General features: G+C 62.3%; 27 protein-coding genes, 1 tRNA gene and 1 pseudogene. 2 read left to right on the forward strand and 27 right to left on the reverse strand.

Annotated features, from left to right (window positions below):
* Nucleotides 1–177: 177 nt before the first annotated feature.
* The 8 genes and pseudogenes from PBR20603_RS19170 to petA form a co-directional block, all read right to left on the reverse strand.
* A complete protein-coding gene (locus tag PBR20603_RS19170; RefSeq protein WP_150561088.1) occupies nucleotides 178–1,377 on the reverse strand; it encodes a tyrosine-type recombinase/integrase in 1,200 nt (399 codons plus the stop codon).
* Nucleotides 1,378–1,573: 196 nt separating this feature from the next.
* Nucleotides 1,574–1,649, reverse strand: a tRNA-Thr gene (locus PBR20603_RS19175).
* Between the two features lie 123 nt (nucleotides 1,650–1,772).
* Nucleotides 1,773–2,231, reverse strand: a complete 459-nt coding sequence (locus PBR20603_RS19180; RefSeq protein ID WP_150561089.1) for a ClpXP protease specificity-enhancing factor — start codon at nucleotides 2,229–2,231, stop codon at nucleotides 1,773–1,775.
* Nucleotides 2,232–2,307: 76 nt separating this feature from the next.
* Complete coding sequence (locus PBR20603_RS19185) at nucleotides 2,308–2,919, reverse strand: glutathione S-transferase N-terminal domain-containing protein (protein ID WP_010808196.1); 612 nt, start codon at nucleotides 2,917–2,919, stop codon at nucleotides 2,308–2,310.
* Between the two features lie 83 nt (nucleotides 2,920–3,002).
* Nucleotides 3,003–3,722 carry a cytochrome c1 gene (locus PBR20603_RS19190; RefSeq protein ID WP_150561090.1) on the reverse strand — a complete coding sequence of 240 codons (720 nt, stop codon included), beginning with the start codon at nucleotides 3,720–3,722 and terminating at the stop codon, nucleotides 3,003–3,005.
* Complete coding sequence (locus PBR20603_RS24660; RefSeq protein ID WP_484549332.1) at nucleotides 3,719–3,958, reverse strand: Bbp19 family protein; 240 nt, start codon at nucleotides 3,956–3,958, stop codon at nucleotides 3,719–3,721. The genes PBR20603_RS19190 and PBR20603_RS24660 overlap by 4 nt, the downstream gene beginning before the upstream one ends.
* Nucleotides 3,898–4,992, reverse strand: a pseudogene (locus tag PBR20603_RS19195) (cytochrome b); the annotation flags it as partial. The pseudogene PBR20603_RS19195 and the gene PBR20603_RS24660, both read right to left, overlap by 61 nt.
* 149 nt (nucleotides 4,993–5,141) lie before the next feature.
* Nucleotides 5,142–5,756: a ubiquinol-cytochrome c reductase iron-sulfur subunit gene (petA, locus tag PBR20603_RS19200; protein WP_150561092.1), complete on the reverse strand. Its 615-nt coding sequence runs from the start codon at nucleotides 5,754–5,756 to the stop codon at nucleotides 5,142–5,144.
* Between the two features lie 416 nt (nucleotides 5,757–6,172).
* Between petA and mscL the strand changes: the two genes are divergently transcribed.
* Nucleotides 6,173–6,619, forward strand: a complete 447-nt coding sequence (gene mscL, locus PBR20603_RS19205; protein ID WP_150561093.1) for a large conductance mechanosensitive channel protein MscL — start codon at nucleotides 6,173–6,175, stop codon at nucleotides 6,617–6,619.
* A gap of 47 nt (nucleotides 6,620–6,666) precedes the next feature.
* On the opposite strand, the gene PBR20603_RS19210 is transcribed toward mscL, so the two are convergent.
* Nucleotides 6,667–7,416 (reverse strand): Nif3-like dinuclear metal center hexameric protein, encoded by a 750-nt coding sequence (locus PBR20603_RS19210; RefSeq protein WP_150561094.1) that lies wholly within the window; start codon nucleotides 7,414–7,416, stop codon nucleotides 6,667–6,669.
* 18 nt (nucleotides 7,417–7,434) lie between these two features.
* Between PBR20603_RS19210 and PBR20603_RS19215 the strand changes: the two genes are divergently transcribed.
* On the forward strand, nucleotides 7,435–8,652 hold the full coding sequence (locus PBR20603_RS19215; RefSeq protein WP_150561095.1) for a Do family serine endopeptidase: 1,218 nt from the start codon (nucleotides 7,435–7,437) through the stop codon (nucleotides 8,650–8,652).
* A 382-nt stretch (nucleotides 8,653–9,034) separates the two neighbouring features.
* Here the strand turns inward: PBR20603_RS19215 and tatC are convergent, their stop codons facing one another.
* From tatC to PBR20603_RS19305, 18 genes are all read right to left on the reverse strand, one after another.
* Complete coding sequence (tatC, locus tag PBR20603_RS19220) at nucleotides 9,035–9,826, reverse strand: twin-arginine translocase subunit TatC (RefSeq protein ID WP_150561096.1); 792 nt, start codon at nucleotides 9,824–9,826, stop codon at nucleotides 9,035–9,037.
* A gap of 68 nt (nucleotides 9,827–9,894) precedes the next feature.
* Complete coding sequence (gene tatB / locus PBR20603_RS19225; protein ID WP_150561097.1) at nucleotides 9,895–10,437, reverse strand: Sec-independent protein translocase protein TatB; 543 nt, start codon at nucleotides 10,435–10,437, stop codon at nucleotides 9,895–9,897.
* A 12-nt stretch (nucleotides 10,438–10,449) separates the two neighbouring features.
* Nucleotides 10,450–10,695 carry a Sec-independent protein translocase subunit TatA gene (gene tatA, locus PBR20603_RS19230; RefSeq protein WP_150561098.1) on the reverse strand — a complete coding sequence of 82 codons (246 nt, stop codon included), beginning with the start codon at nucleotides 10,693–10,695 and terminating at the stop codon, nucleotides 10,450–10,452.
* A gap of 250 nt (nucleotides 10,696–10,945) precedes the next feature.
* Complete coding sequence (locus PBR20603_RS19235) at nucleotides 10,946–11,320, reverse strand: histidine triad nucleotide-binding protein (protein ID WP_150561099.1); 375 nt, start codon at nucleotides 11,318–11,320, stop codon at nucleotides 10,946–10,948.
* A gap of 54 nt (nucleotides 11,321–11,374) precedes the next feature.
* Nucleotides 11,375–11,797 (reverse strand): DUF4870 family protein, encoded by a 423-nt coding sequence (locus tag PBR20603_RS19240; protein WP_246174847.1) that lies wholly within the window; start codon nucleotides 11,795–11,797, stop codon nucleotides 11,375–11,377.
* A 67-nt stretch (nucleotides 11,798–11,864) separates the two neighbouring features.
* Nucleotides 11,865–12,221: a phosphoribosyl-ATP diphosphatase gene (locus PBR20603_RS19245; RefSeq protein ID WP_150561100.1), complete on the reverse strand. Its 357-nt coding sequence runs from the start codon at nucleotides 12,219–12,221 to the stop codon at nucleotides 11,865–11,867.
* Between the two features lie 5 nt (nucleotides 12,222–12,226).
* Complete coding sequence (hisI, locus tag PBR20603_RS19250; protein ID WP_150561101.1) at nucleotides 12,227–12,625, reverse strand: phosphoribosyl-AMP cyclohydrolase; 399 nt, start codon at nucleotides 12,623–12,625, stop codon at nucleotides 12,227–12,229.
* Between the two features lie 17 nt (nucleotides 12,626–12,642).
* Nucleotides 12,643–13,416: an imidazole glycerol phosphate synthase subunit HisF gene (hisF, locus tag PBR20603_RS19255; protein ID WP_150561102.1), complete on the reverse strand. Its 774-nt coding sequence runs from the start codon at nucleotides 13,414–13,416 to the stop codon at nucleotides 12,643–12,645.
* A 38-nt stretch (nucleotides 13,417–13,454) separates the two neighbouring features.
* Nucleotides 13,455–14,204, reverse strand: coding sequence for a 1-(5-phosphoribosyl)-5-[(5-phosphoribosylamino)methylideneamino]imidazole-4-carboxamide isomerase (gene hisA, locus PBR20603_RS19260; protein ID WP_150561103.1), 750 nt, complete (start codon nucleotides 14,202–14,204; stop codon nucleotides 13,455–13,457).
* Between the two features lie 193 nt (nucleotides 14,205–14,397).
* Complete coding sequence (hisH, locus tag PBR20603_RS19265; RefSeq protein WP_150561104.1) at nucleotides 14,398–15,036, reverse strand: imidazole glycerol phosphate synthase subunit HisH; 639 nt, start codon at nucleotides 15,034–15,036, stop codon at nucleotides 14,398–14,400.
* Nucleotides 15,033–15,659 (reverse strand): MarC family protein, encoded by a 627-nt coding sequence (locus tag PBR20603_RS19270; protein ID WP_150561105.1) that lies wholly within the window; start codon nucleotides 15,657–15,659, stop codon nucleotides 15,033–15,035. Before PBR20603_RS19270 ends, hisH begins: the two co-directional genes overlap by 4 nt.
* A 111-nt stretch (nucleotides 15,660–15,770) precedes the next feature.
* Nucleotides 15,771–16,358, reverse strand: a complete 588-nt coding sequence (gene hisB / locus PBR20603_RS19275; RefSeq protein WP_150561106.1) for an imidazoleglycerol-phosphate dehydratase HisB — start codon at nucleotides 16,356–16,358, stop codon at nucleotides 15,771–15,773.
* 27 nt (nucleotides 16,359–16,385) lie between these two features.
* The gene (hisC, locus tag PBR20603_RS19280; RefSeq protein ID WP_150561107.1) at nucleotides 16,386–17,450 is read right to left on the reverse strand and encodes a histidinol-phosphate transaminase; all 1,065 of its coding nucleotides are present in this window, start codon (nucleotides 17,448–17,450) and stop codon (nucleotides 16,386–16,388) included.
* 30 nt (nucleotides 17,451–17,480) lie between these two features.
* Complete coding sequence (locus tag PBR20603_RS19285; RefSeq protein ID WP_150561108.1) at nucleotides 17,481–18,038, reverse strand: hypothetical protein; 558 nt, start codon at nucleotides 18,036–18,038, stop codon at nucleotides 17,481–17,483.
* Between the two features lies 1 nt (nucleotide 18,039).
* Nucleotides 18,040–19,362 (reverse strand): histidinol dehydrogenase, encoded by a 1,323-nt coding sequence (gene hisD, locus PBR20603_RS19290; RefSeq protein ID WP_150561109.1) that lies wholly within the window; start codon nucleotides 19,360–19,362, stop codon nucleotides 18,040–18,042.
* On the reverse strand, nucleotides 19,359–20,039 hold the full coding sequence (hisG, locus tag PBR20603_RS19295) for an ATP phosphoribosyltransferase (RefSeq protein ID WP_010808174.1): 681 nt from the start codon (nucleotides 20,037–20,039) through the stop codon (nucleotides 19,359–19,361). Before hisG ends, hisD begins: the two co-directional genes overlap by 4 nt.
* Nucleotides 20,036–21,376 carry a UDP-N-acetylglucosamine 1-carboxyvinyltransferase gene (gene murA, locus PBR20603_RS19300; RefSeq protein WP_150561110.1) on the reverse strand — a complete coding sequence of 447 codons (1,341 nt, stop codon included), beginning with the start codon at nucleotides 21,374–21,376 and terminating at the stop codon, nucleotides 20,036–20,038. Before murA ends, hisG begins: the two co-directional genes overlap by 4 nt.
* Nucleotides 21,373–21,612, reverse strand: coding sequence for a BolA family protein (locus PBR20603_RS19305; RefSeq protein ID WP_150561111.1), 240 nt, complete (start codon nucleotides 21,610–21,612; stop codon nucleotides 21,373–21,375). Before PBR20603_RS19305 ends, murA begins: the two co-directional genes overlap by 4 nt.
* Between the last annotated feature and the right edge of the window lie 5 nt (nucleotides 21,613–21,617).

The following is a 21,617-nucleotide window of genomic DNA, read 5'->3' on the forward strand; positions in this document are numbered from 1 at the left end:
AACCATCTGCCGCTGCAGACAACAGATCGACCAGAAAACAACCCAGGCGAATCGCCGCCTCATCGAGTCGGCACAAGGCTCGGGGAGAAACGGGGTACCGCCAGATGAGCGGCCTTTTGCATGCACTGCAAGCGTGCGATCGATGAGTTCAGTCTCCACACTTGGCTGCAATGCGTTTCACGGATGGGGCCCATCGTCTGCTTTCAGTCTTTCAAGATAATCAGCCCATTTCTGCATCATCGCTCGCCGTTCCTTGATGAACTTCGTACGGTTGTAAGCCTTGCCGAGCGTGTCGGGCACCGCATGCGCAAGCTGATGCTCGATCACTTCGGGCTTGTGCTCCAATTCTTCGTGCAGGATCGTTCGCGCCATCGCCCGAAAACCGTGGCCGGTAATTTCAGTTCGGGTGTCGTAGCCTAAGCGCCGCAGAGCGGCATTGATCGCCGCATCGCTCATCGGGCGTTGAGCCGAACGGGCCCCCGGAAAGACGTAACGCCCATTGCCAGTGAGCGCCTGGAGTTCTCGCAGAATTTGAACAGCCTGAGTTGCGAGCGGAACTAGATGCTCAGTTTTGGTCTTCGTGACAAGATACTTCCACTCGCCTTTATCAAGATCGAACTGAGACCACTCGGCCTTGCGCAGCTCGCCTGGCCGAGTAAATAACATGGGTGCTAGCTTGAGCGCGCACAGGACCGGAAACGTACCGGAAAATCCATCGAATGCCCGAAGCATAGCGCCTACCTTCGCCGGTTCGGTAATCGAAGCGAAGTGCGTCGTCTGCGCCGGTGGGATGGCATTGACCAAATCACGAGCCGGGTCAAACTTGCAGTAACCTTCCTTGATCCCATAGCGAAACGCACGACTAATCTCTCCGCGGACCTTGTGAGCCGTGAAACGAGCACCACGGCTGTCGATCCGTTTAAGGACCGTCAGCACTTCAGGGGCATCGATCTCCGCTACCGGTCGCTTGCCGATCCAAGGGAAAACATCCTTCTCAAAGCGAGCCTTGGTCTTCACCATCGACTCAGCCGTCACATACGGCTTGAGCTCATCCATCCAGCCAAGCGCAACTGCCTCGAAGGTATTGGTCGCTGCCAGACGAGCGGCCCGCTTATCGGCCTTCTTCGACTCTCCGGGATCGACGCCAGCCGCAAGCTTCCTCCGAGCGTCCTCGCGCTTTTCCCTGGCAGCGACCAACGGAACATCCGGATAGACGCCCAAAGCCAGACGCTTTTCCTTACCCAAGAAGCGGTATTTGAGCCGCCAGTATTTCCCGCCAGACGGCGAGATTTCGAGGTACATGCCACCGCCATCAGCAAGCCTGTACGGCTTTTCACGGGGAGCGGCTTTGCGAATCGCGATGTCAGTCAACGGCATAAGGCACCTACCTTATAGCGCTTGGGGGCACTTTTCCCGGGGGCATTTGCGAGATTGCTGAGATTCCCCCGGTGGTGCCCCCACATGCCCCCGGATTCAGACGGGCACCATTGGACAGAACTGGAATAAAAAAACCCGTGAAGCCTTATGCTATCACGGGTTTTTGGATTTCCCAGGACAACCTGGGAATGGTATTTGGTGCCGGCTGCAGGACTCGAACCCGCCACCTGATGATTACAAATCAACTGCTCTACCAGATGAGCTAAGCCGGCGAAGGCGCGTATTGTAACCGATTCATTGGCTACTGCGGCTACCTGAAGGTGAAAAATTGTCCGTCGACGCAGGCAATTGAGGGAATACTCAAACGTATCGCCCCGCTCACCTGCTATCGGGAATTACTTCACCACCTTGAGGTGAGAACGCCCGGCATTACCGCCCGCCGGCGCATTGCCGCCCGGTCGCGGCGGTTCCGGATCGTCGTCGCCCGGCGCCTGCACCGATGGCACGGCTTCCAGCTCCGTACCCTCTTCCGCAGACGCCTGCTTGTCGACCGGGAATGCCATCCCCTGACCATTCTCGCGGGCATAAATCGCCAGCACGTTCGGCACCTGCACTTCCACCTTCTGTGAGATGCCGCCGAAGCGGGCGCTGAATTCAATCCAGTCGTTGCCCATCTGCAATCCGCTCGTGGCGTCGAAGCTGATGTTCAGCACGATCTCGCCATCTTTCACAAACTCGCGCGGAACTCGCGTCTTGGCATCGACATGCACGGCCAGATACGGTGTGTACCCGTTGTCGGTACACCACTCGTACAGCGCGCGCAAAAGATAAGGCTTGGTAGACGTTTCAGGCATATGACCAACTCATCCCGCCGCGAAACCCGCTCACCACCCTTGGCAAGCCAGCTTCGCCAGCGGGCAAATCAACGCATTAGCGACGCATGACCTTTTCAGACGGCGTCAGCGCTTCAATGTACGCCGGACGGCTGAAAATCCGCTCGGCATACTTCATCAACGGCGCAGCATTCTTCGACAATTCAATGCCGTAGTGATCCAAACGCCACAGCAGCGGTGCAATCGCCACGTCGAGCATCGAGAACTCTTCGCCCAGCATGTACTTGTTCTTCACAAAAATCGGCGCAAGCTGCGTCAGACGATCGCGAATCGCTCCACGCGCCTTCTCGTGCGTCTTTTCAGCCGCCTTGCCCTTCTCGTTCTCAAGCGAGCTGACATGCACAAACAGCTCTTTCTCGAAATTGAACAGGAACAGGCGCGCACGCGCACGCTGCACCGGATCAGCCGGCATCAACTGCGGATGCGGGAATCGCTCGTCAATGTACTCATTGATGATGTTCGATTCGTACAAAATCAGGTCGCGCTCGACAAGAATCGGCACCTGACCGTACGGGTTCATCACCGCAATGTCTTCCGGCTTGTTGAACAGGTCGACGTCACGGATTTCAAAATCCATGCCTTTTTCGAACAGAACCAGCCGGCAACGCTGGGAGAAGGGGCACGTAGTGCCCGAGTACAAAACCATCATAGCGCGTCTTCCTTAAAAACCAACGGGGCCGGGGCGGGAAACCGACGCTTCCCAAACCCTGGCCCCGTCGTACAGACGTTATTTTACTTCACGTCCTTCCAATAGGCCGCATTCAGGCGCCAGGCAAGTACCGTAAAGAGTCCCAAGAACAACAAAACCCAGACACCCAACTGCCGGCGCGTGCGTTGCGCCGGTTCTGACATCCAATCCAGATAAGATACCAGATCAGCCACGGCAGTATCGAATTCCACCGGTTTCATCGTCCCTTGCGTGATCTGCACGTACTGCGCCGGACCATGCTCCGCGCCCTCCCAATGCTTCAATCCACGCTGCCCCTGCAACTGCCAGAACGGGTTCGGCATGCCCACATTCGGGAACGCCAGATTGTTCCACCCCGTCGGCCGGGTGTCGTCCCGATAGAACGTACGCAAGTAGGTGTACAGCCAGTCCGTACCCCGTGCACGTGCCTCAACCGACAGATCCGGAGGCGCCGAACCGAACCACTCCTTGGCATCCGCCGTGCGCATGGCCACGGTCATCGTCTCGCCAATCTTGTCGGTCGTGAACAGCAGATTGTTCTTGATCTCCGTGTCCGACAATCCCAGATCTTTCAGGCGCGAATACCGCATCGACGCCGCCGAGTGGCAGTTCAGACAGTAGTTCACGAACAGCTTCGCACCGCGCTGCAGCGAGGCCAGATCGTCGATCCGGTTGGGCGCCGTATCGAGCGCCACACCCTCTTCAGCAAAAGCCGGCGCCGTGAAACCACTCAGGAGCGCCAGGATAAGCAACAGTTTTCTCATCTTGATATCCCTAGTCGTCGTTTGCGTACGCTCAGTGCGCCGCGAAAGTCACGCGCTCCGGCACCGGCTTGAACGTGCCCCGTTTGCTCCAGAGCGGCATCAGCCAGAAGAATCCGAAGTAGTAAAGCGCGCCGACCTGCGAGATCGCGGTCTTCACGGGCGTCGGCTCCTGGATCCCCAGATACCCCAGCACGGCAAAAACGACGACGAGAATACCCAACAGCACTTTGTGGAATCCTGGACGGTAACGAATCGACTTCACCGGGCTATGGTCCAGCCACGGCAGGAAGAACAGCGTCACCACCGCCCCCCCCATCACCACCACCCCCCAAAACTTGGCTTCGGTCAGATACATCGCCAGCAGCAGCAACACCACACCGCCAGACGCTGCCACCTTCGTGGTCGCCGCCGCCTTGCCCTTGATCCACCAAATGGCCGTAACGATCACCGCCAGCCCCATGAGCACGTGCTTGAAGTCATCGGTCGTGGCGCGCAGCATCGAGTAGAACGGCGTGAAATACCATACCGGGGCGATATGCGGCGGCGTCTTGAGCGGATCGGACGGGATGAAGTTGTTCGCCTCCAGGAAGTAACCGCCCATCGTCGGCGCAAAAAACACAATCGCCGAGAACACCATCAGGAACACGCCAACGCCCATGATGTCGTGCACCGTGTAATACGGATGGAACGGAATGCCATCGAGCGGGCGGCCGTTAGCGTCTTTCTTGTCCTTGATTTCGATGCCGTCCGGGTTGTTCGACCCGACTTCGTGCAGCGCGATGATGTGCGCGACGATCAGCCCGATGAGCACCAGCGGGATGGCGATCACGTGGAACGCGAAGAAGCGGTTGAGCGTGGCGTCTGACACCACGTAATCGCCGCGAATCCAGAGCGACAGGTCCGGGCCGATGAACGGGATCGCCGAGAACAGGTTCACGATCACCTGTGCCCCCCAGTACGACATCTGCCCCCAGGGAAGCAGATAGCCCATGAAGGCTTCGGCCATCAGGCACAGGAAGATCAGGCAGCCGAACACCCACACCAGCTCGCGCGGCTTGCGATACGAGCCGTACAGCAGCCCGCGGAACATGTGCAGATACACCACGACGAAGAACATCGACGCGCCCGTCGAGTGCATATAGCGAATGAGCCAGCCCCACGGCACCTCCCGCATGATGTACTCGACCGACGCGAACGCGAGGTTCGCGTCGGGCTTGTAGTTCATCACCAGGAAAATGCCGGTGAGGATCTGAATCACCAGCACCAGCATGGCCAGCGATCCGAAGAAATACCAGAAGTTGAAATTCTTGGGCGCGTAATACTCGGACGCATGCTCGCGCCAGAGCTGACTGAGCGGAAACCGGCGATCGATCCAGCCCAGCAAGCCCGTCGTGTCGACCTGTTTGTCGGCGGCCATGATTACGCTTCTCCTTTTTCGTCTTTACCGATCACGAGCTTGGTGTCGTTCACGAACATGAAACGAGGAACGTCGAGGTTCTTTGGCGCCGGCTTGTTCTTGAAGACGCGGCCCGACATATCGTAGGTGGAACCATGGCACGGGCACAGGAAGCCCGGATCGTGGCCCAGCGCGGCGTTGGTGTTCGCCTGATAGGGGCCGGAAGGGATACAACCGAGGTGGGTGCAAATGCCGACGACCACGAGCAGATCCTTATGCTCGGCACGCGCGCGGTACGCGTTCTTGCAATAGTCGGGCATCGGGTAGGAAAACGTTTCCTTGGAGTCCGGATCAGCCAGCTCTGCCGTCACTTTGGACAGCGAAGCCATCTCGTCCGGCGTGCGGCGCACGATCCACACAGGCAGACCACGCCACGCCACGGTCATCTTCTCACCGGGCTTGAGATTGCTGATGTCGGCCTCGACCGGCGCCCCGCCTGCCTTGGCGCGCTCCGAGGGTTCGAGGGAACTGACGAAAGGAACCAGTGTTGCAACGCCGCCCACGCCTCCAGCTACGGACGTCGCAATCAACAGATTCCGGCGGCTACTGTCGACGGCCTTTTCTTGATTGTCACTCATCACAAGCCCCACACGGTTGAATTGGTATTTCCGTCAACCTGAAATCATACGCGAGCGTAAATGCCTGAAACAACGGCAAAACGCCCCAGTCTCCTAGTGGTTTTCGCGTATTTTCAAAGGATTAACGTACCCTGCGGGCGGCTGGCGCTCACCCGGGGTTTCGCTTCTGGGATGCTGCACGAGAACCGCTATCATCGCTGCTTTCGTTGACGCGTGCACGACATTTAGTCATCATTTTCCTTGTCTCGTCCCGGTGACATCGTGCGCGGCCTGTGGCAATCGCGTGACATTGCTCGAGGTCACCGATGCCGCAGTCGTGCGGCCCGCATGTCGTTACCGGTCAATCAATGCCAATTCGTGAGGGCTGGCGCAGCGATGCTCCCCCCGGCCACTCATCAAAACAGCGGAGGAATGGCATGAGCTTCATGTCGGAATTCAAGGAATTTGCCGTCAAAGGCAACGTGATCGATCTGGCCGTCGGTGTGATTATCGGCGGGGCCTTCGGCAAAATCGTCGATTCGATCGTCAAGGACCTGATCATGCCGATCGTCGGCGCGATCTTCGGTGGCCTCGACTTCTCGAGCAAGTTCATCCTGCTCGGCAGCATCCCCCCGGACTTCAAGGGCAACCCGACGTCTTACGCCGATCTGACCAAGGCCGGCGTGGCCGTGTTCGGTTACGGCAACTTCATCACCGTCGCCCTCAACTTCCTGATTCTGGCCTTCATCATCTTTCTGATGGTCAAGCAGATCAACCGGCTCAAGCGCCCGGCCCCGGAAGCCCCAGCAGCGCCGGCCGCCACCCCGGAAGACATCGTTCTGCTGCGCGAAATCCGCGACAGCCTCAAGAAGCAGAACGGGTAATGCCGCGCAGGGCGGCGGCACGCCGCCCTTGCCGATGCCGGCCCGGGTCAGGCCGGGTTCGGCATGTCGAAGAATCGATGTTCGAGCCCGAAGCGCGCCGCGACATGCTCGCCAACGGCCTTCGCGCCACCGCGCTCCGTCGCGTGATGTCCCGCCGCCAGATATCCCGCCCCGCTTTCGAGCGCGAGATGCTGGGTCGGCTCGGACACTTCGCCACTGATATAGACGTCGGCCCCAGCCGCGATCGCCGCCTCGAAGAAGCCCTGCGCCCCGCCGGTACACCACGCGATCCGGCGCACTTCCCGGTTCGGCTCACCCAGCATCAGAGGTGCGCGCCCCAGCCGGGCCTCGACGTGCGCAGCAAGCGCAGCCAGCGTCGTGGGCTGCGCCGGGGCACCGAGCCATCCGAGTTGATCCGGACCGAAACGGCCGCCATCGTCGGTGAAACCCAGCAACTTGCCGAGTTGCGCGTTGTTCCCCAATTCGGGATGCGCATCGAGCGGCAGGTGGTAGGCGAACAGATTGATGTCGTTACCGATCAACACGCCCAGACGACGACGCTTCATCCCGGTAATGCGGGCATCTTCGTTCTTCCAGAAATATCCGTGGTGAACGAGAACGGCATCGGCGCCCCAATCGCGGGCTGCTTCGAGAAAGGCCAGACTGGCGGTCACGCCGCTGGCAATTTTTCGGATGTCGCTGCGCCCTTCGACCTGTAGGCCGTTCGGGCAGTAATCGCGAAATTGCGCGATTTGCAGGGTATCGTTCAGATACAATTCGAGTTCAACACGATTCATATAAGGCCTCGCTCTTTCATGCTCAGACGCTTCTGGCTACTGTTCGCGCAAGCGGTCACCGTGCTGCTTGCGTTGCTCTTCATCATCGCCACTCTCAAGCCTCAGTGGCTGCAACGCCAGGGTTCGTTCGGCAAGCAACTGGCCAATCCGATCATTGCCTTGCAGGAAGTCGCACCGAGTCTGGCGGACAAGCCGGCCCCCGGCTCGTATGCTGATGGCGCGCAAAAGGCCATGCCTGCGGTCGTCAGCATTTTTTCCAGCAAGGAGCAAAAGCAGAATCGCGATCCGCGCCTCGATGATCCGCTGTTCCGCTATTTCTTCGGCGACGGCGGCGGCACGGTGCGTCAAGATCCGGTGTCGAGCCTCGGCTCGGGCGTGATTGTGAGCAGCGAGGGCTATATTCTCACGAATCATCACGTGGTGGACGGCGCCGATGAGATCGAAGTCGCCCTTGCCGATGGCCGCAAGGCCCGCGCCAAGCTGGTCGGCAGCGATCCCGAGACCGATCTGGCTGTCCTCAAGATCACGCTCGACAACCTGCCCGCCATCACGCTCGGCCGCATGGAACAAGTGCGCGTGGGCGACGTGGTGCTCGCCATCGGCAACCCGTTCGGCGTCGGCCAGACGGTCACCATGGGCATCATCAGCGCGCTGGGCCGCAATCACCTCGACATCAGCACGTTCGAGAACTTCATTCAGACGGATGCCGCCATCAACCCCGGTAACTCGGGCGGCGCACTGGTCGACGTGAACGGCAACCTGCTGGGCATCAACACGGCGATCTACTCGCGCAGCGGCGGCAATATGGGCATCGGCTTCGCGATTCCCGTGTCGACGGCCCGCTCGGTACTCGAGAGCATCATCACCACCGGCGCGGTCACGCGTGGCTGGGTCGGGGTCGAGCCGCAGGACATCACCTCGGATATCGCCGAGTCCTTCGGGCTGCAACAGGACTCGGGCGTCATCATCGCAGGGGTTGTGCAGGGCGGACCGGCCGATAAGGCGGGCGTTCAGCCGGGCGACATCCTGACCAAGGTGAATGACGAGTCGATTCGCGACACGACCGAATTGCTCAACGTCATCGCCCAGATCAAGCCCGGCACGCAGGCCAAGCTGCATGTCACGCGCAAAAAGAAGGAGCTGGACCTCACCGTAATGATTGCCAAGCGCCCGCCGCCGCCCAAACGGCCGGCGCAGGAAGAAGACGACGGCAGCGACGACAACAGCGCCGACTGACCCGCGTCAGACTTCCCGGAAGGACAAAACGGCTGCGCTTCGGCGCGGCCGTTTTCGTTTGTGCCGATCGGATGACAATCCGCGCTCACTCGGCGCCGTCGCACCTTCCACCTTCCACCTTCCACCTCCCACCTTCCACCTCCCACCTTCCACCTCCCACCTTCCACCTCCCACCTTCCACCTCCCACCTGGCATCTGGCATCTGGCATCTGGCACCTTGGCACCTTGGCACCTTGTGGCCTTGCGGCCTTGGGGCCTTGGGGCCTTGGGGCCGATCCCCCATCAACGCCCGTCGCCAACAAAAAAGCACGGGCCAGGCCCGTGCTTTTTTGTGCTTGCATGCGCGTCGCGAGTGCTATGCCCTGCGACGGCTCAGGAGGCTTTACGGCGTCGCCTCGCCATTCCCTTCGCTTCCTTCACCCTCCGGCCGTCCCTGTTTGACGAAGAGCCTCGCGGCGATCAAGCCCAGTTCATAGAGGATGATGAGCGGAATGGCCAGCATCAGTTGCGAGAGGATATCCGGCGGCGTGACAACGGCCGCCAGAACGAAGGCGCCGACCACGACATACGGACGGATCTGCTTGAGCTTCTCGATGCTCACCACGCCCATACGCGCCAGCACCACCACGACCACCGGCACTTCGAAAGTCACGCCGAAGCATAGGAACATCGTGAGGACAAAACTGACGTAGTTGTCGATATCGGTGTTCATCTCCGCGCCCAATGGTGCGTTGTAATGCGCCATGAAGTGGAACACGGTCGGGAACACCAGAAAGTACGCGAACGCCATGCCGAGCAGAAACAGCGTGTAGCTGCTGATCACAAGCGGCATCACCAGCTTCTTCTCGTGCTGGTACAACCCCGGCGCCACGAACGCCCATGCCTGATACAGCACGACAGGCAGCGCAATGACGAACGCGACCAGCATCGTGACCTTCATCGGCACGAAGAACGAGCCGGTGATGTCCGTCACGATCATCTTGCCGCCAGCCGGCAGCGATTGCATCAGCGGGCGGGAGAGCAGGCGGAAAATGTCCGGTGCCCAGTAGACCAGCGAGAGGAACACCACGATCACCGCCGCACCCGCGCGAATAATGCGATTGCGCAGCTCGATCAGATGCGAGATGAAGGTCTCTTCGGTGCCCCCGTCGGGGATTTGCTTGTCGTCGCTCACGTCGACTTATCCAGGAATGAAGCCGGCAGCACAGTGCCAGACGGCGGGAAGTTCGGTGCGCAAGCGCCTCAGAAGAACTTGACGGGCCGGCGTAGCTTGGCCGGCGTGTGGCGCGCCACGCGTGCCGCCCCCGACTGCACCCGCGTGCGCGTGGTGCTGGCCTGCTTGAACCACATCGGCGTGGCTGCCCGGCGCACGCGCCAGTTGCGACGCTTGGTCGACGCGCGAATCCCCGGCGTTACCACCGGTTCGGCGAGATAGCTGTCGGAATACCCGGTCGCCGCGTCCGTGCCGCCACCGGCAATTTCGCCGCTCGACGTTCCGGTAGCACTCGCCCAGGCGTCGTTGAGCGACGTTTCCTGCTCGTGCAGTTGCTTCTGAATGGTATTTTGCGCGCTGCGGGCCGCGTCCTCGAACTGCGTGCGCATGTTGCGCAGCTCGTCGAGTTCCATCTCGCGGCTCACCTCGGCCTTCACATCGTTGATGTAGCGCTGCGCGCGGCCGAAGAGCGCGCCCGCCGTGCGGGCCACTTTCGGCAAGCGCTCGGGACCGATCACGACCAGCGCGACAACGCCGATCAACATCAGTTTGGAAAGGCCGAGATCGATCATGTCGACGCCGGCTTAGCCTTGCTTGTGATTGCTCGCGTCCTTGGCCTGCACGTCGATGGTGGTCGAATCGCGCAGTTCCTTGGCAGCAGCGGCGTCATCCTTGGCGGCCGGGGCAGCCTCACCCTCTTTCATGCCGTCCTTGAAGCCCTTTACCGCGCCGCCCAGATCGCTGCCCATGTTACGCAGCTTCTTGGTGCCGAAAACCATCATCACGATCACCAGCACGATCAGCCAGTGCCAAATACTCAACGAACCCATGACCACTCTCCTTGCGTTTCCCCACGCCTGCCGCCTCGCGCGACAGGGTCTTGTCGGGGCGCTCTGTGTTTGCCCCGGTGCCCGCAGCGACAATGCCCCATTGTGGCACATCGCGCGTCACGTCCTGCATCGTAACCGGGCCGGACGCCGGGTAGAAATAAATGTTTCGTGAAACCTTTCCCGATGCGGGACAGTTGCACGACATGGCAGCATAACGCGGCAGCACGTCACGATCTGCCGCCACCATCGCTTACATGCGCTTCCAAGGCCGCGGTCCGGCCAGAATGTGCATGTGAAGATGATAAACCTCTTGTCCCCCCCCGGGGCCGGTGTTCATCACGACCCGGAAGCCGTTGCCTTCAATATTCGACGCATCGCCGTCAAAACGATAGCCCTGCTCGGCGGCCAGCTTCGGTGCGAGCAGCATCATCTTGCCGAGCAGCGCCTGGTCTTCGGGCCGGCAGTCCTGCAGCGTGGCAATGTGCTTGCGCGGCACCATCAACAGATGCAGGTCGGCGGCCGGATTGATGTCCTTGAACACCACGACATCGTCGTCGGCATAGACCTGCGCGCTCGGGATCTGCCCGGCAATAATCTTGCAGAAGATACAGTTATCGTGCGTCATGCGTGTGTCTTCCTCTCGCATTCTCGAATGGGTCGAAGCACGGCCTGCAGGCGCTCAGGTGCGCGCAGCGTACATCGGCTTGTTGTCGTTCAGATAGAGCCAGCCCTTGACGATTCGGTACAGCGTCCAGATGCCCAGCACCCAGAGAATCGCGAAGCCGACCATCACGACGGCAAGCGCCACGCCAAGCACGCCCCAGGCCACCGACCACCAGAAGGTGCGGATCTGCCAGGTGAAATGCGAGGCGTAGAGCGTGCCGGTCACGTCGTCGCGTTTGACGTAGTTGATGATGATCGCCACGATGGCGGTCACGCCCCCGGTGAGCCAGAACAGCGCATAGAGCGCGTAGAGCACGTGCGTGAGCTTGCGCAACGCCCGCTCCTGCTCGGCGCTCGGTGCGCTGGGAATGTTGGCGATGTACGGGTTGTCCGTGCTGCCGGGAGAACCCGTCGTGCCGGGGGTCTGCGGATCGTTCATGAGGCGTTTTCTCGCGTGAGCCTGCCCGCCACAGGAACCAGGTCGGGCATGACGGCCAAAGGGGAAGTCAGTCCGCGTGTTCGCCGCGCGTACCGCGCTGCGCCTTCTCGACGAGTCCCGACAACCCTTCGCGGCGCGCCAGTTCGGCGAGCACTTCGTTCGGGCTCAGGCCGTGATGTGCGAGCAGCACCATGCAGTGAAACCACAGGTCGGCCGTCTCGTTGACGAGCTTTTGATGCAGGTTGTCGGCCCCGCCGATGCGAATGTCCTTCGCCGCAAGCACCACTTCGGTGGCTTCTTCGCCGATCTTCTTGCAAATCGCGTCGTCACCCTTGTGGAACAGACGGGCAACGTACGACTTGTCGGGGTCGCCCCCCTTGCGTGAGGCGATCACTTCGGCAACACGCTCGAGCGTATCGTTCATGGCGGTCACTTGTAGATCTTGTGGGGGTCTTTGAGCACCGGTTCGACGGTGGCCCACCGGCCGTCATCGACGCTGCCCTCGAACTTCTGGAAGAAGCAGGAATGGCGGCCCGTGTGGCAGGCAATACCGTCGATCTGCTCGACCTTGATCAGCACCACGTCTTCGTCGCAATCGAGACGAATCTCGTGCACTTTCTGGACATGACCCGATTCCTCGCCCTTGTGCCACAGGCGTTTGCGCGAGCGAGAATAGTAGACGGCTTCGCCGGTCTCGACCGTGCGTGCGAGCGCCTCGCGGTTCATCCAGGCGAACATCAACACGTCGTTGCTGCCGACTTCCTGCGCGATGACGGGCACGAGGCCCTGCGCGTCCCAACTTACCTTGTCCAGCCAGTCTTGCGTCATGATCCGTCGATTCCCGTTCAGAGCCGCACCGAAATGCCCTTGTCGGCCATGAAGCGCTTCGCTTCGCCGACGGTGTGCTCGCCGTAATGGAAGATACTCGCGGCGAGAACGGCATCCGCATGGCCTTCGGTCACGCCGTTGGCCAGATCGGCCAGCGACCCCACACCGCCCGAGGCGATCACGGGAATGCTGACGGCGTCTGACACGGCGCGCGTGAGCGCCAGGTCGAAGCCGCTCTTCGTGCCGTCACGGTCCATGCTGGTGAGCAGAATTTCGCCCGCGCCAAGCGCTTCGATCTGCTTCGCCCAGGCCACCGCGTCCAGCCCGGTGCCTTTGCGGCCACCGTGCGTGAAGACTTCCCAGCGCGGCGCTTCGCCGTCGGCCGAGACACGCTTGGCGTCGATCGCCACCACAATGCACTGCGAGCCGTACTTGGCTGCCGCATCGGCCACCAGTTGCGGATTGGCCACGGCAGACGAGTTCATGCTGACCTTGTCTGCACCGGCGTTGAGCAGGCGGCGCACATCGGCTACCTCGCGCACGCCACCGCCCACGGTCAGCGGGATGAAGACCTGCGCGGCCACCGCTTCGATGATCGGCAAGATGAGGTCGCGCCCGTCGGAGGTCGCCGTGATGTCGAGGAACGTCAGTTCGTCGGCGCCCTGCTCGTCATAGCGGCGGGCGATCTCGACGGGGTCGCCCGCGTCGCGAAGTTCGACGAAATTGACACCCTTGACCACACGGCCGGCCGTCACGTCCAGACACGGGATGATGCGTTTTGCGAGAGCCATGATGATGGCAGGCGAGGCGGCCGCAGCCGTGGACTCGCTTATGCCGCTCCTCCGGAAAGCTCGTCGGCACGCGCTTGTGCCGTCGAGAAATTCAGGTCGCCCGAGTAGATCGCGCGGCCGCAGATGACGCCTTCGATGCCCTCGCGCTCGACCTCACACAGCGCGTCGATATCGCCCAGATTCGACAGGCCGCCGCTGGCGATCACCGGCACGGTCACCGCTTGCGCGAGACGCACCGTCGCCTCGATATTGATGCCCTGGAGCATGCCGTCGCGGCCGATGTCGGTGTAGATGATCGACTCGACGCCGTAATCCTCGAACTTGCGCGCCAGATCCACGACTTCGTGGCCGGTGAGCTTGCTCCAGCCGTCCGTGGCGACCTTGCCGTCCTTGGCATCGAGGCCGACGATGATATGGCCGCCGAACGCGGTGCACGCATCCTTCAGAAAGCCGGGGTTCTTCACCGCAGCCGTTCCGATGATGACGTACGACAGGCCGTCGTCGAGGTAGCGTTCGATGGTATTCAGGTCACGAATGCCGCCGCCCAGTTGCACGGGAATATCGGCGCCGACTTCCTGAATGATGGCGCGGATCGCCGCTTCATTGCGCGGCTTGCCGACGAATGCACCATTCAAGTCCACCAGATGGAGGCGGCGAGCGCCTTGCTCGACCCAATGTCGAGCCATGGCGGCGGGGTCCTCCGAGAATACGGTGGCTTGATCCATGTCGCCCTGTTTAAGGCGAACACATTGACCGTCTTTAAGGTCGATGGCCGGGATGAGCAGCATAGGCAATCGTGAAACGTCGCTAGTGGGAAGTAAAAGAAATTCGCAAATTACGCGGGCAATACAAAACCGACCCCTGCCTTGCCGGGCACCGGCACATCGGGATCGGATTCGTCAACATGACACACAGTATAAGCCGGGACAGCGGGCACGCTCCGAGAGGAACCTGGGCGCAGACGCACCACTCGGTTCACGATCAGGGCTTCCACTGCGCAAAATTGCGATAAAGGGCAAGGCCAGCCTGAGCACTCTTTTCCGGGTGGAACTGGGTGGCGAAGATATTATCTTGGGCCACTGCACAGGTAAAGGGCACTCCGTAGACCGTCTCGCCGGCCGTCAGTTCGGGCTTCGCAGGCACAACGTAGTAACTGTGCACGAAGTAAAAATAGCTGTCGTCGGGCACGCCGGCCCAGATCGGGTGGCTGCGCGTCTGATGCACGCGATTCCAGCCCATCTGCGGCACCTTGAAGCGCGAACCGTCGTCCTGCACCTGGCCTTCGAGGTCGAAGCGCACCACGCGGCCCGGCAGCAGGCCGAGCGCGGGCGTGTTGCCTTCGTCCGACATATCGAACAGCATCTGCTCGCCCACACATACGCCGAACATCGGCTTGGTCGCGGCGGCCTCGACGACCGCTTCACGCAGACCCGACTCGTTCAGGCAGCCCATGCAGTCACGCATGGCTCCCTGCCCCGGCAGCACCACGCGGTCGGCGGCGCGAATCTCGGCGGCGTCGCTGCTGATGCTCACGTCGGCTTCCGGCGCGGCCGCACGCAGCGCCTGATAGACCGAGCGCAGGTTACCCATTCCGTAGTCGACAATCGCAATCTTATTCATCTCAAACCCGGCAGCAGTATTTTCAAACCATCGATAATGAATTCCACGGCCAGCGCCGAGAGGATCAACCCCATCAGGCGCGTGCCGATGTTGATGCCCGTGCGCCCAAGCCAGCCTTCGATGCGCCCGGCGCTACGCAGCGCCACCCAGCACACCGCGCCCACGCCCACGCCGATCGCCATGAGCGCCAGAATCTGCGCCCAGCCGTGCGCGCGGCCCGAGTAAATGATCACGGTACTGATCGTGCCCGGACCGGTGAGCAGCGGAATCGCCAGCGGCACCACGGCGATATTCGGCCGCTCCTCCGCCTCGTGACGCTCTTCCGCCGTCGACCGCGTGTTGCCCGTCTGCGCGTTGATCATGTTGACCGCCATGAGCAACATGATGACGCCACCGCCAACTTCAAGCGACGCAATCGAAATACCGAAGAAGCGGATGATCGCTTCGCCGAACAGTCCCGAACCCGCGACCACCAACGCCACGGCAATCGCCGCAACATCGATGGTATGGCGCTTCTCTTCGCGCGTCTGCGAAGACGTCAGGCTGATGAATAGCGGAATCGCCCCAAGCGGGTTGATCAGGGCCAGCAGCGAGATGAAGAACTTGAAGGCGTCGAGCGTCATAGGGGGCACACGGCGCCGGCGGCCGGCCGGTCGATGATGCGTCGCAGGGGGCGCCGGTCTTGCGAACCGGCGGGCTATCCAGTCCGGCGGGCAGCGCCGGTCAGTCTCGCGTTACAGGCTTCCCTTCGTAGACGGCACGACACCTGCGGCACGCGGATCGATCTCGACCGCCATGCGCAGCGCACGGCCAAACGCCTTGAACACCGTTTCGCACTGGTGATGGGCGTTGATACCGCGCAGGTTGTCGATATGGAGCGTGACGCCCGCGTGATTCACGAAGCCACGGAAAAATTCGATGGTCAGGTCGACGTCGAAATTGCCCACGCGCGCACGCGTGAACGGCACATGGAATTCGAGACCGGGACGGCCCGAGAAATCGATCACCACGCGCGAGAGCGCTTCGTCGAGCGGCACGTAGCTATGACCGTAGCGCACGATACCCTTGCGCTCGCCGATGGCCTTGGCGACTGCCATGCCCAGCGTGATACCGACGTCTTCCACCGTATGGTGATCGTCGATGAAGGTATCGCCTTTGGCTTCGACTTCCATGTCGATCAGCCCGTGGCGCGCGATCTGGTCGAGCATGTGGTCCAGAAACGGCACGCCGGTATCGAGCGCCTTCCGGCCGGTGCCGTCCAGATCGATCTTGACGCGTATTTGCGTTTCGCTGGTATCGCGAACGACTTCCGCAATGCGCATGATGGTGAGTTCTCGTCGTATAGCTTGTTAGAGTGATGCGGCCAGGGCTTGAACCATGGCGGCATTCTCCGTGGGGGTGCCGACCGTCAATCTCAGGCAATTGGCCAGCAATACGTGCATTTTACCCACGTTTTTGATCAACACCTTGTGTGCCAGCAGGCCAGCGTGGGTTTTGTCGGCATCGGGCACCCGAACGAGCAGGAAATTCGCGTCGCTCGGGAACACCGTCGTGCCGGGCAGCGCCGCCACTGACGCGGCCAGCCGCGTGCGTTCGGCCCGCAATTCGGCTGCCTGCGCGTCGAGCACGTCGAGGTGATCGAGCATGAATTCGGCGCACGCCTGCGTGAGCACGTTCACGTTGTACGGCGGACGCACCTTGTCGAGCTGGTCCAGCCAGTCCGCGCTGCCCGCCACGTAGCCCAGCCGGATCCCCGCCAGACCGAGCTTCGAAACGGTGCGCATGACCAGCAGATTCGGGAATTCCGGCAGACGCGGCATCCACGTCTTGCCGGCAAACGGCTGGTACGCCTCGTCGATCACCACCAGCCCGCCGGCAGCGGCGCGCACGAGCGTCTCGACATCGTCATCGGCGAACAGGTTGCCCGTCGGGTTGTTCGGATAGGCCAGATAGACCACCGCGCCGGGATGCGCCGCAATGGCGTTCAGCATTGCCGGCATATCGAGCGAAAAGTCGGGGCGCAGCGGCACGCCAACGAATTCGACGCCCGCAAAACGCGACGACATCTCGTACATGACGAAGCCCGGCATCGGGGCGATCACCGCCGCGCCCGGGCGCGCCGTAGCCATCGCGATCATGCTGATGATCTCGTCCGACCCGTTACCCAGCAGCAACCGGCACCCGGCCGGCACGTCCATCGTGCGTGCGAGCTTCTCGAGCAGCGCTTGCGGACGCGGCGCCGGGTAGCGGTTGAGCGCCACGTCGGCCAGCCGCTGCCCCAATTCGCTGCGCAGCGTGTCCGGCAACCCGTACGGGTTCTCCATCGCGTCGAGCTTGAGGAACCCGCTGGCATCGGGCACGGGGTAGGTGCTCATGGCGAGCACATCGGGGCGGATCACTTGGTCGACGGACATGGCGATGAATGAGAAATCGTGCGAAGCAAATCAGTTAAAAGCAAACGTCAGCCGTCCCGCATCGGCACCGTCGATCTTGACGGTACACCGGCGTCCGGTTTCCACGCTGCCGAGCGCGTCGGTAATGCGTTGCACGCGCATGCCGGTCTGCCAGGACAGTGCCTGCGCCACGGCCGGACTCACGCGCGCGGGCGACTCCTCGGCTTCGCAGCGCATGGCCACGAGCCGGTTGCCGAAGCGGCCGAACACCCCGTGGGCGACTTCGTCGTCCGTGGCGCGCAGAGCGGTCTTGCCGCCGAGCCGCAACACGTAGACGTCATTGTCGAATGCCTGACGGCGCACGCACACCGTCACACGCTCGGCGGACGCCCCCTCGAACGTGGCGTGCTGGCAATATTGGCCGGCGGCATGCGTGGCGGTGCTGGCCGTGAACCCGAGGGCGAACGTGACGGCAGCACGCAGCACAGCCCGCTCGAAGCGGGCTGGCAGCGAAAACAGCGGGGAAGCAGCGATGGCGCGGGTCCGACGCCAGGCGGTGGCCGGCGTCGTTTGACAGTACGCGGGCCGCCGCAAGGCGTCGTCGCGCATGTCAGGACTCGCGATGCAAACGGTACTCGGCGCTGCGCGCGTGCGCTTGCAGCCCTTCGCCGTATGCCAGCTCAGCGGCGATCTCGCCGAGCATGCGCGCACCGCCCTCGCTCACTTCGATGAGGCTCGAGCGCTTGATGAAGTCGTACACCCCCAGCGGCGACGAGAATCGCGCGGTGCGCGACGTCGGCAGCACGTGATTGGGGCCGGCGCAGTAATCGCCCAGGCTCTCGCTCGTGAACTTGCCGAGGAAGATCGCACCGGCGTGGCGGATCTTCTCGCCCCACTGCTGCGGCGTCTCGGCCGAGATTTCCAGGTGTTCCGGCGCGATCACGTTGGCGATCTCGCAGGCTTGCGCCATGTCGCGCACCTTGACCAGCGCGCCACGGCCTTGCAGCGACGCGGCGATCACATCGCGGCGCGGCATCTCGTCGATCTGACGCTCCATCGAGGCGTGCACCCGCGCAAGGTATTGCGCGTCCGGGCACAGCAGAATCGACTGCGCGAGTTCGTCGTGCTCGGCCTGCGAGAACAGGTCCATGGCGACCCAGTCGGGGTCCGTCGAACCGTCGCAGATGACAAGGATTTCAGACGGTCCGGCGATCATGTCGATACCGACCGTGCCGAACACGCGACGCTTGGCCGCGGCCACGAAGGCATTCCCCGGACCGACGATCTTGTCCACTGCCGGCACCGTTTCGGTGCCATAGGCCAGCGCGCCGACGGCCTGCGCGCCACCGATGGTGAACACGCGATCCACACCGGCAATGTGCGCTGCGGCCAGCACCAGCGGGTTCTGCACACCGTCCGGTGTAGGCACCACCATGACGATGTCCTTCACGCCGGCGACGCGCGCCGGAATGGCGTTCATCAGCACGGACGACGGATAGGCGGCCTTGCCGCCCGGCACATAGATGCCCACGCGATCGAGCGGCGTGACCTTCTGGCCCAGCACCGTGCCGTCCGACTCGGTGTACTGCCAGCTATGGGTGCCGCATTCGATGCGTTGCTTCTCGTGATAGGCGCGCACGCGGGCGGCCGCAGCTTCGAGCGCGGCACGACGCTTCGGCTCGAGGCTCTCAAGCGCCGCCGCCAGTGCGTCGGCGGGCAGCTCGAGCGCCGTCATGTCGGGCGCGCTCAGCCGGTCGAACTTGTTGGTGTATTCGATCACGGCCGCATCGCCGCGCGTCTTCACGTCGGCGAGAATTTCGGCGGCCGCGCGGTCGATGGCGGCGTCTTCGCTCGCCTCGAACGCCAGAACGTCGCGAAGCTGCTTCGCGAAGTCGTCAGCGGAGGAATCGAGTTTGCGAATATCGAGTTTCATGCTGTTTGCCGGGAGGCCTGCTCGAAGGCATCCAGAATAGGCTGCAACGACTCGCGTTTCAACTTGAGCGCAGCCTGATTGATCACGAGGCGGGACGAGATGTCCATGATCTCTTCCACTTCCACCAGATTGTTGGCCCGCAGCGTACCGCCGGTACTCACCAGATCGACGATCGCGTCGGCCAGACCCACGAGCGGGCCCAGTTCCATCGACCCGTACAGCTTGATCAGATCGACGTGCACGCCCTTGGCCGCGAAATGCTCGCGCGCGGTCTGCACGTACTTCGTCGCCACCCGCAGGCGGGCGCCCTGACGTACGGCATTCGCGTAATCGAAGCCCTTCGGTACAGCAACAGACATGCGGCAACGCGCAATGTTCAAATCGATCGGCTGATACAGGCCGCCCCCGCCGTGCTCGATGAGCACATCCTTGCCGGCCACGCCGAAGTCGGCGGCACCATATTGCACGTAGGTCGGCACGTCGGTGGCGCGCACGATGATGACGCGCAGGTTCGGGTCCGTCGTCGGCAGAATCAGCTTGCGCGAGGTCTCCGGGTCTTCCGTGACTTCGATACCGGCTGCGGCCAGCAACGGCAGCGTCTCCGTGAAGATACGCCCTTTGGAAAGCGCCAGCGTCAGCGGTTGAGCGAGCGGCTGGGCCGGCTTGGCGGAACTCATGCGATCTCTCCCTGGCGTGCTTCGACACGCCGGATTCGCGCGCCCACGGCGCGCAACTTTGCCTCGATACGATGATAGCCGCGATCAAGGTGATGAATACGGTCGACGAGCGTGCGGCCATCGGCCGTCAGACCCGCGACGATCAGGCTGGCGGAAGCGCGCAAGTCGGTCGCCATCACATGCGCACCCGACAGGCGATCCACGCCCGAAATGCGCGCCGTGTTGCCGTCGATACCGATATTCGCGCCCAGCCGCATCAATTCCTGCACGTGCATGAAGCGATTCTCGAAGATCGTCTCGACGACCTGCGAGGTGCCCTCGGCAATGCAGTTCAGCGCCATGAACTGGGCCTGCATGTCGGTCGGGAACGCCGGATACTCCGACGTTCGGAAACTCACCGCTCGTGCGCGCCGATCCATCGTCACGCGCAGCCAATCCGCACCGGCACTCACGTTAGCGCCGGTTTCGCGCAATTTTTCAATCACGGCGTCGAGCGTGGACGGCACCACGCGATGCAGCGTGATATCGCCACGGGTGGCCACGGCAGCGCACAGGAACGTGCCGGCTTCGATCCGGTCGGGCACGACATCGTGCGTTGCACCATGCAAGCGCGCCACACCGGTCACCACCAGACGATCCGTGCCGATGCCCTCGATCTTCGCTCCCATCTTGACCAGCAAGCGGGCCAGGTCCGTGACTTCCGGCTCGCGGGCGGCGTTGGCCAGCACGGTCACGCCGTCGGCGAGCGTTGCCGCCATGAGCAGGTTTTCGGTGCCCGTGACGGTGATCATGTCGGTCACGAGCGTCTCGCCACGCAGGCGTGCCGCCTTGGCGACGATGTCACCGTGCGTCAGCGTGATCTCGGCGCCCATCTTCTGCAGGCCCTTGATGTGCTGATCGACGGGCCGCGCCCCGATAGCGCATCCGCCCGGCAGCGACACACGCGCGTCGCCGCAACGGGCGAGCAGCGGGCCAAGCACGAGAATCGACGCCCGCATGGTCTTCACGAGTTCGTACGGGGCGGCGGGCTCGGTGATCTGCGACGCGTCGAGCGTCACCGATTCGCCATGGCGCTCGACCTTGACGCCCATGCGCGCGAGCAGCGTCAGCATGGTGCGCACGTCGTGCAGATCGGGGACGTTACCGAGCACCAGCGGCTCGGCTGTCAGCAAGCTCGCACACAGAATGGGCAGGGCCGCGTTCTTGGCGCCCGAGACGGTAATCTCTCCCGCCAGCCGCTCGCCACCTTCGATCTCGAGGTGGTCCGCGGCGAGGCGCTCGCCGGCGGCAGCCTCGCTGTTGCCGGCTGCGCCAGCGCTATCTTGCGTGATCCTCATTGCGCCTGATACTCCGCGGGCGTGAGGGTCTTCATCGACAGTGCATGAATTTCCGCTTTCATGCGATCGCCCAGCGCGGCGTACACGAGTTGGTGGCGCGCAATGAGGCGCTTGCCTTCGAACTGCGCGCTCACGATGGTCGCGAAGAAGTGCTGGCCGTCACCTTCGACGGCCACATGTTCGCAAGCCAGGCCGGCTTCGATGTACTGTTTGATTTGTTCGGGGGTAGGCAGCATTGCCG

The sequence above is a fragment of the Pandoraea bronchicola genome (genome assembly GCF_902459805.1).
GTDB lineage: Bacteria > Pseudomonadota > Gammaproteobacteria > Burkholderiales > Burkholderiaceae > Pandoraea > Pandoraea bronchicola.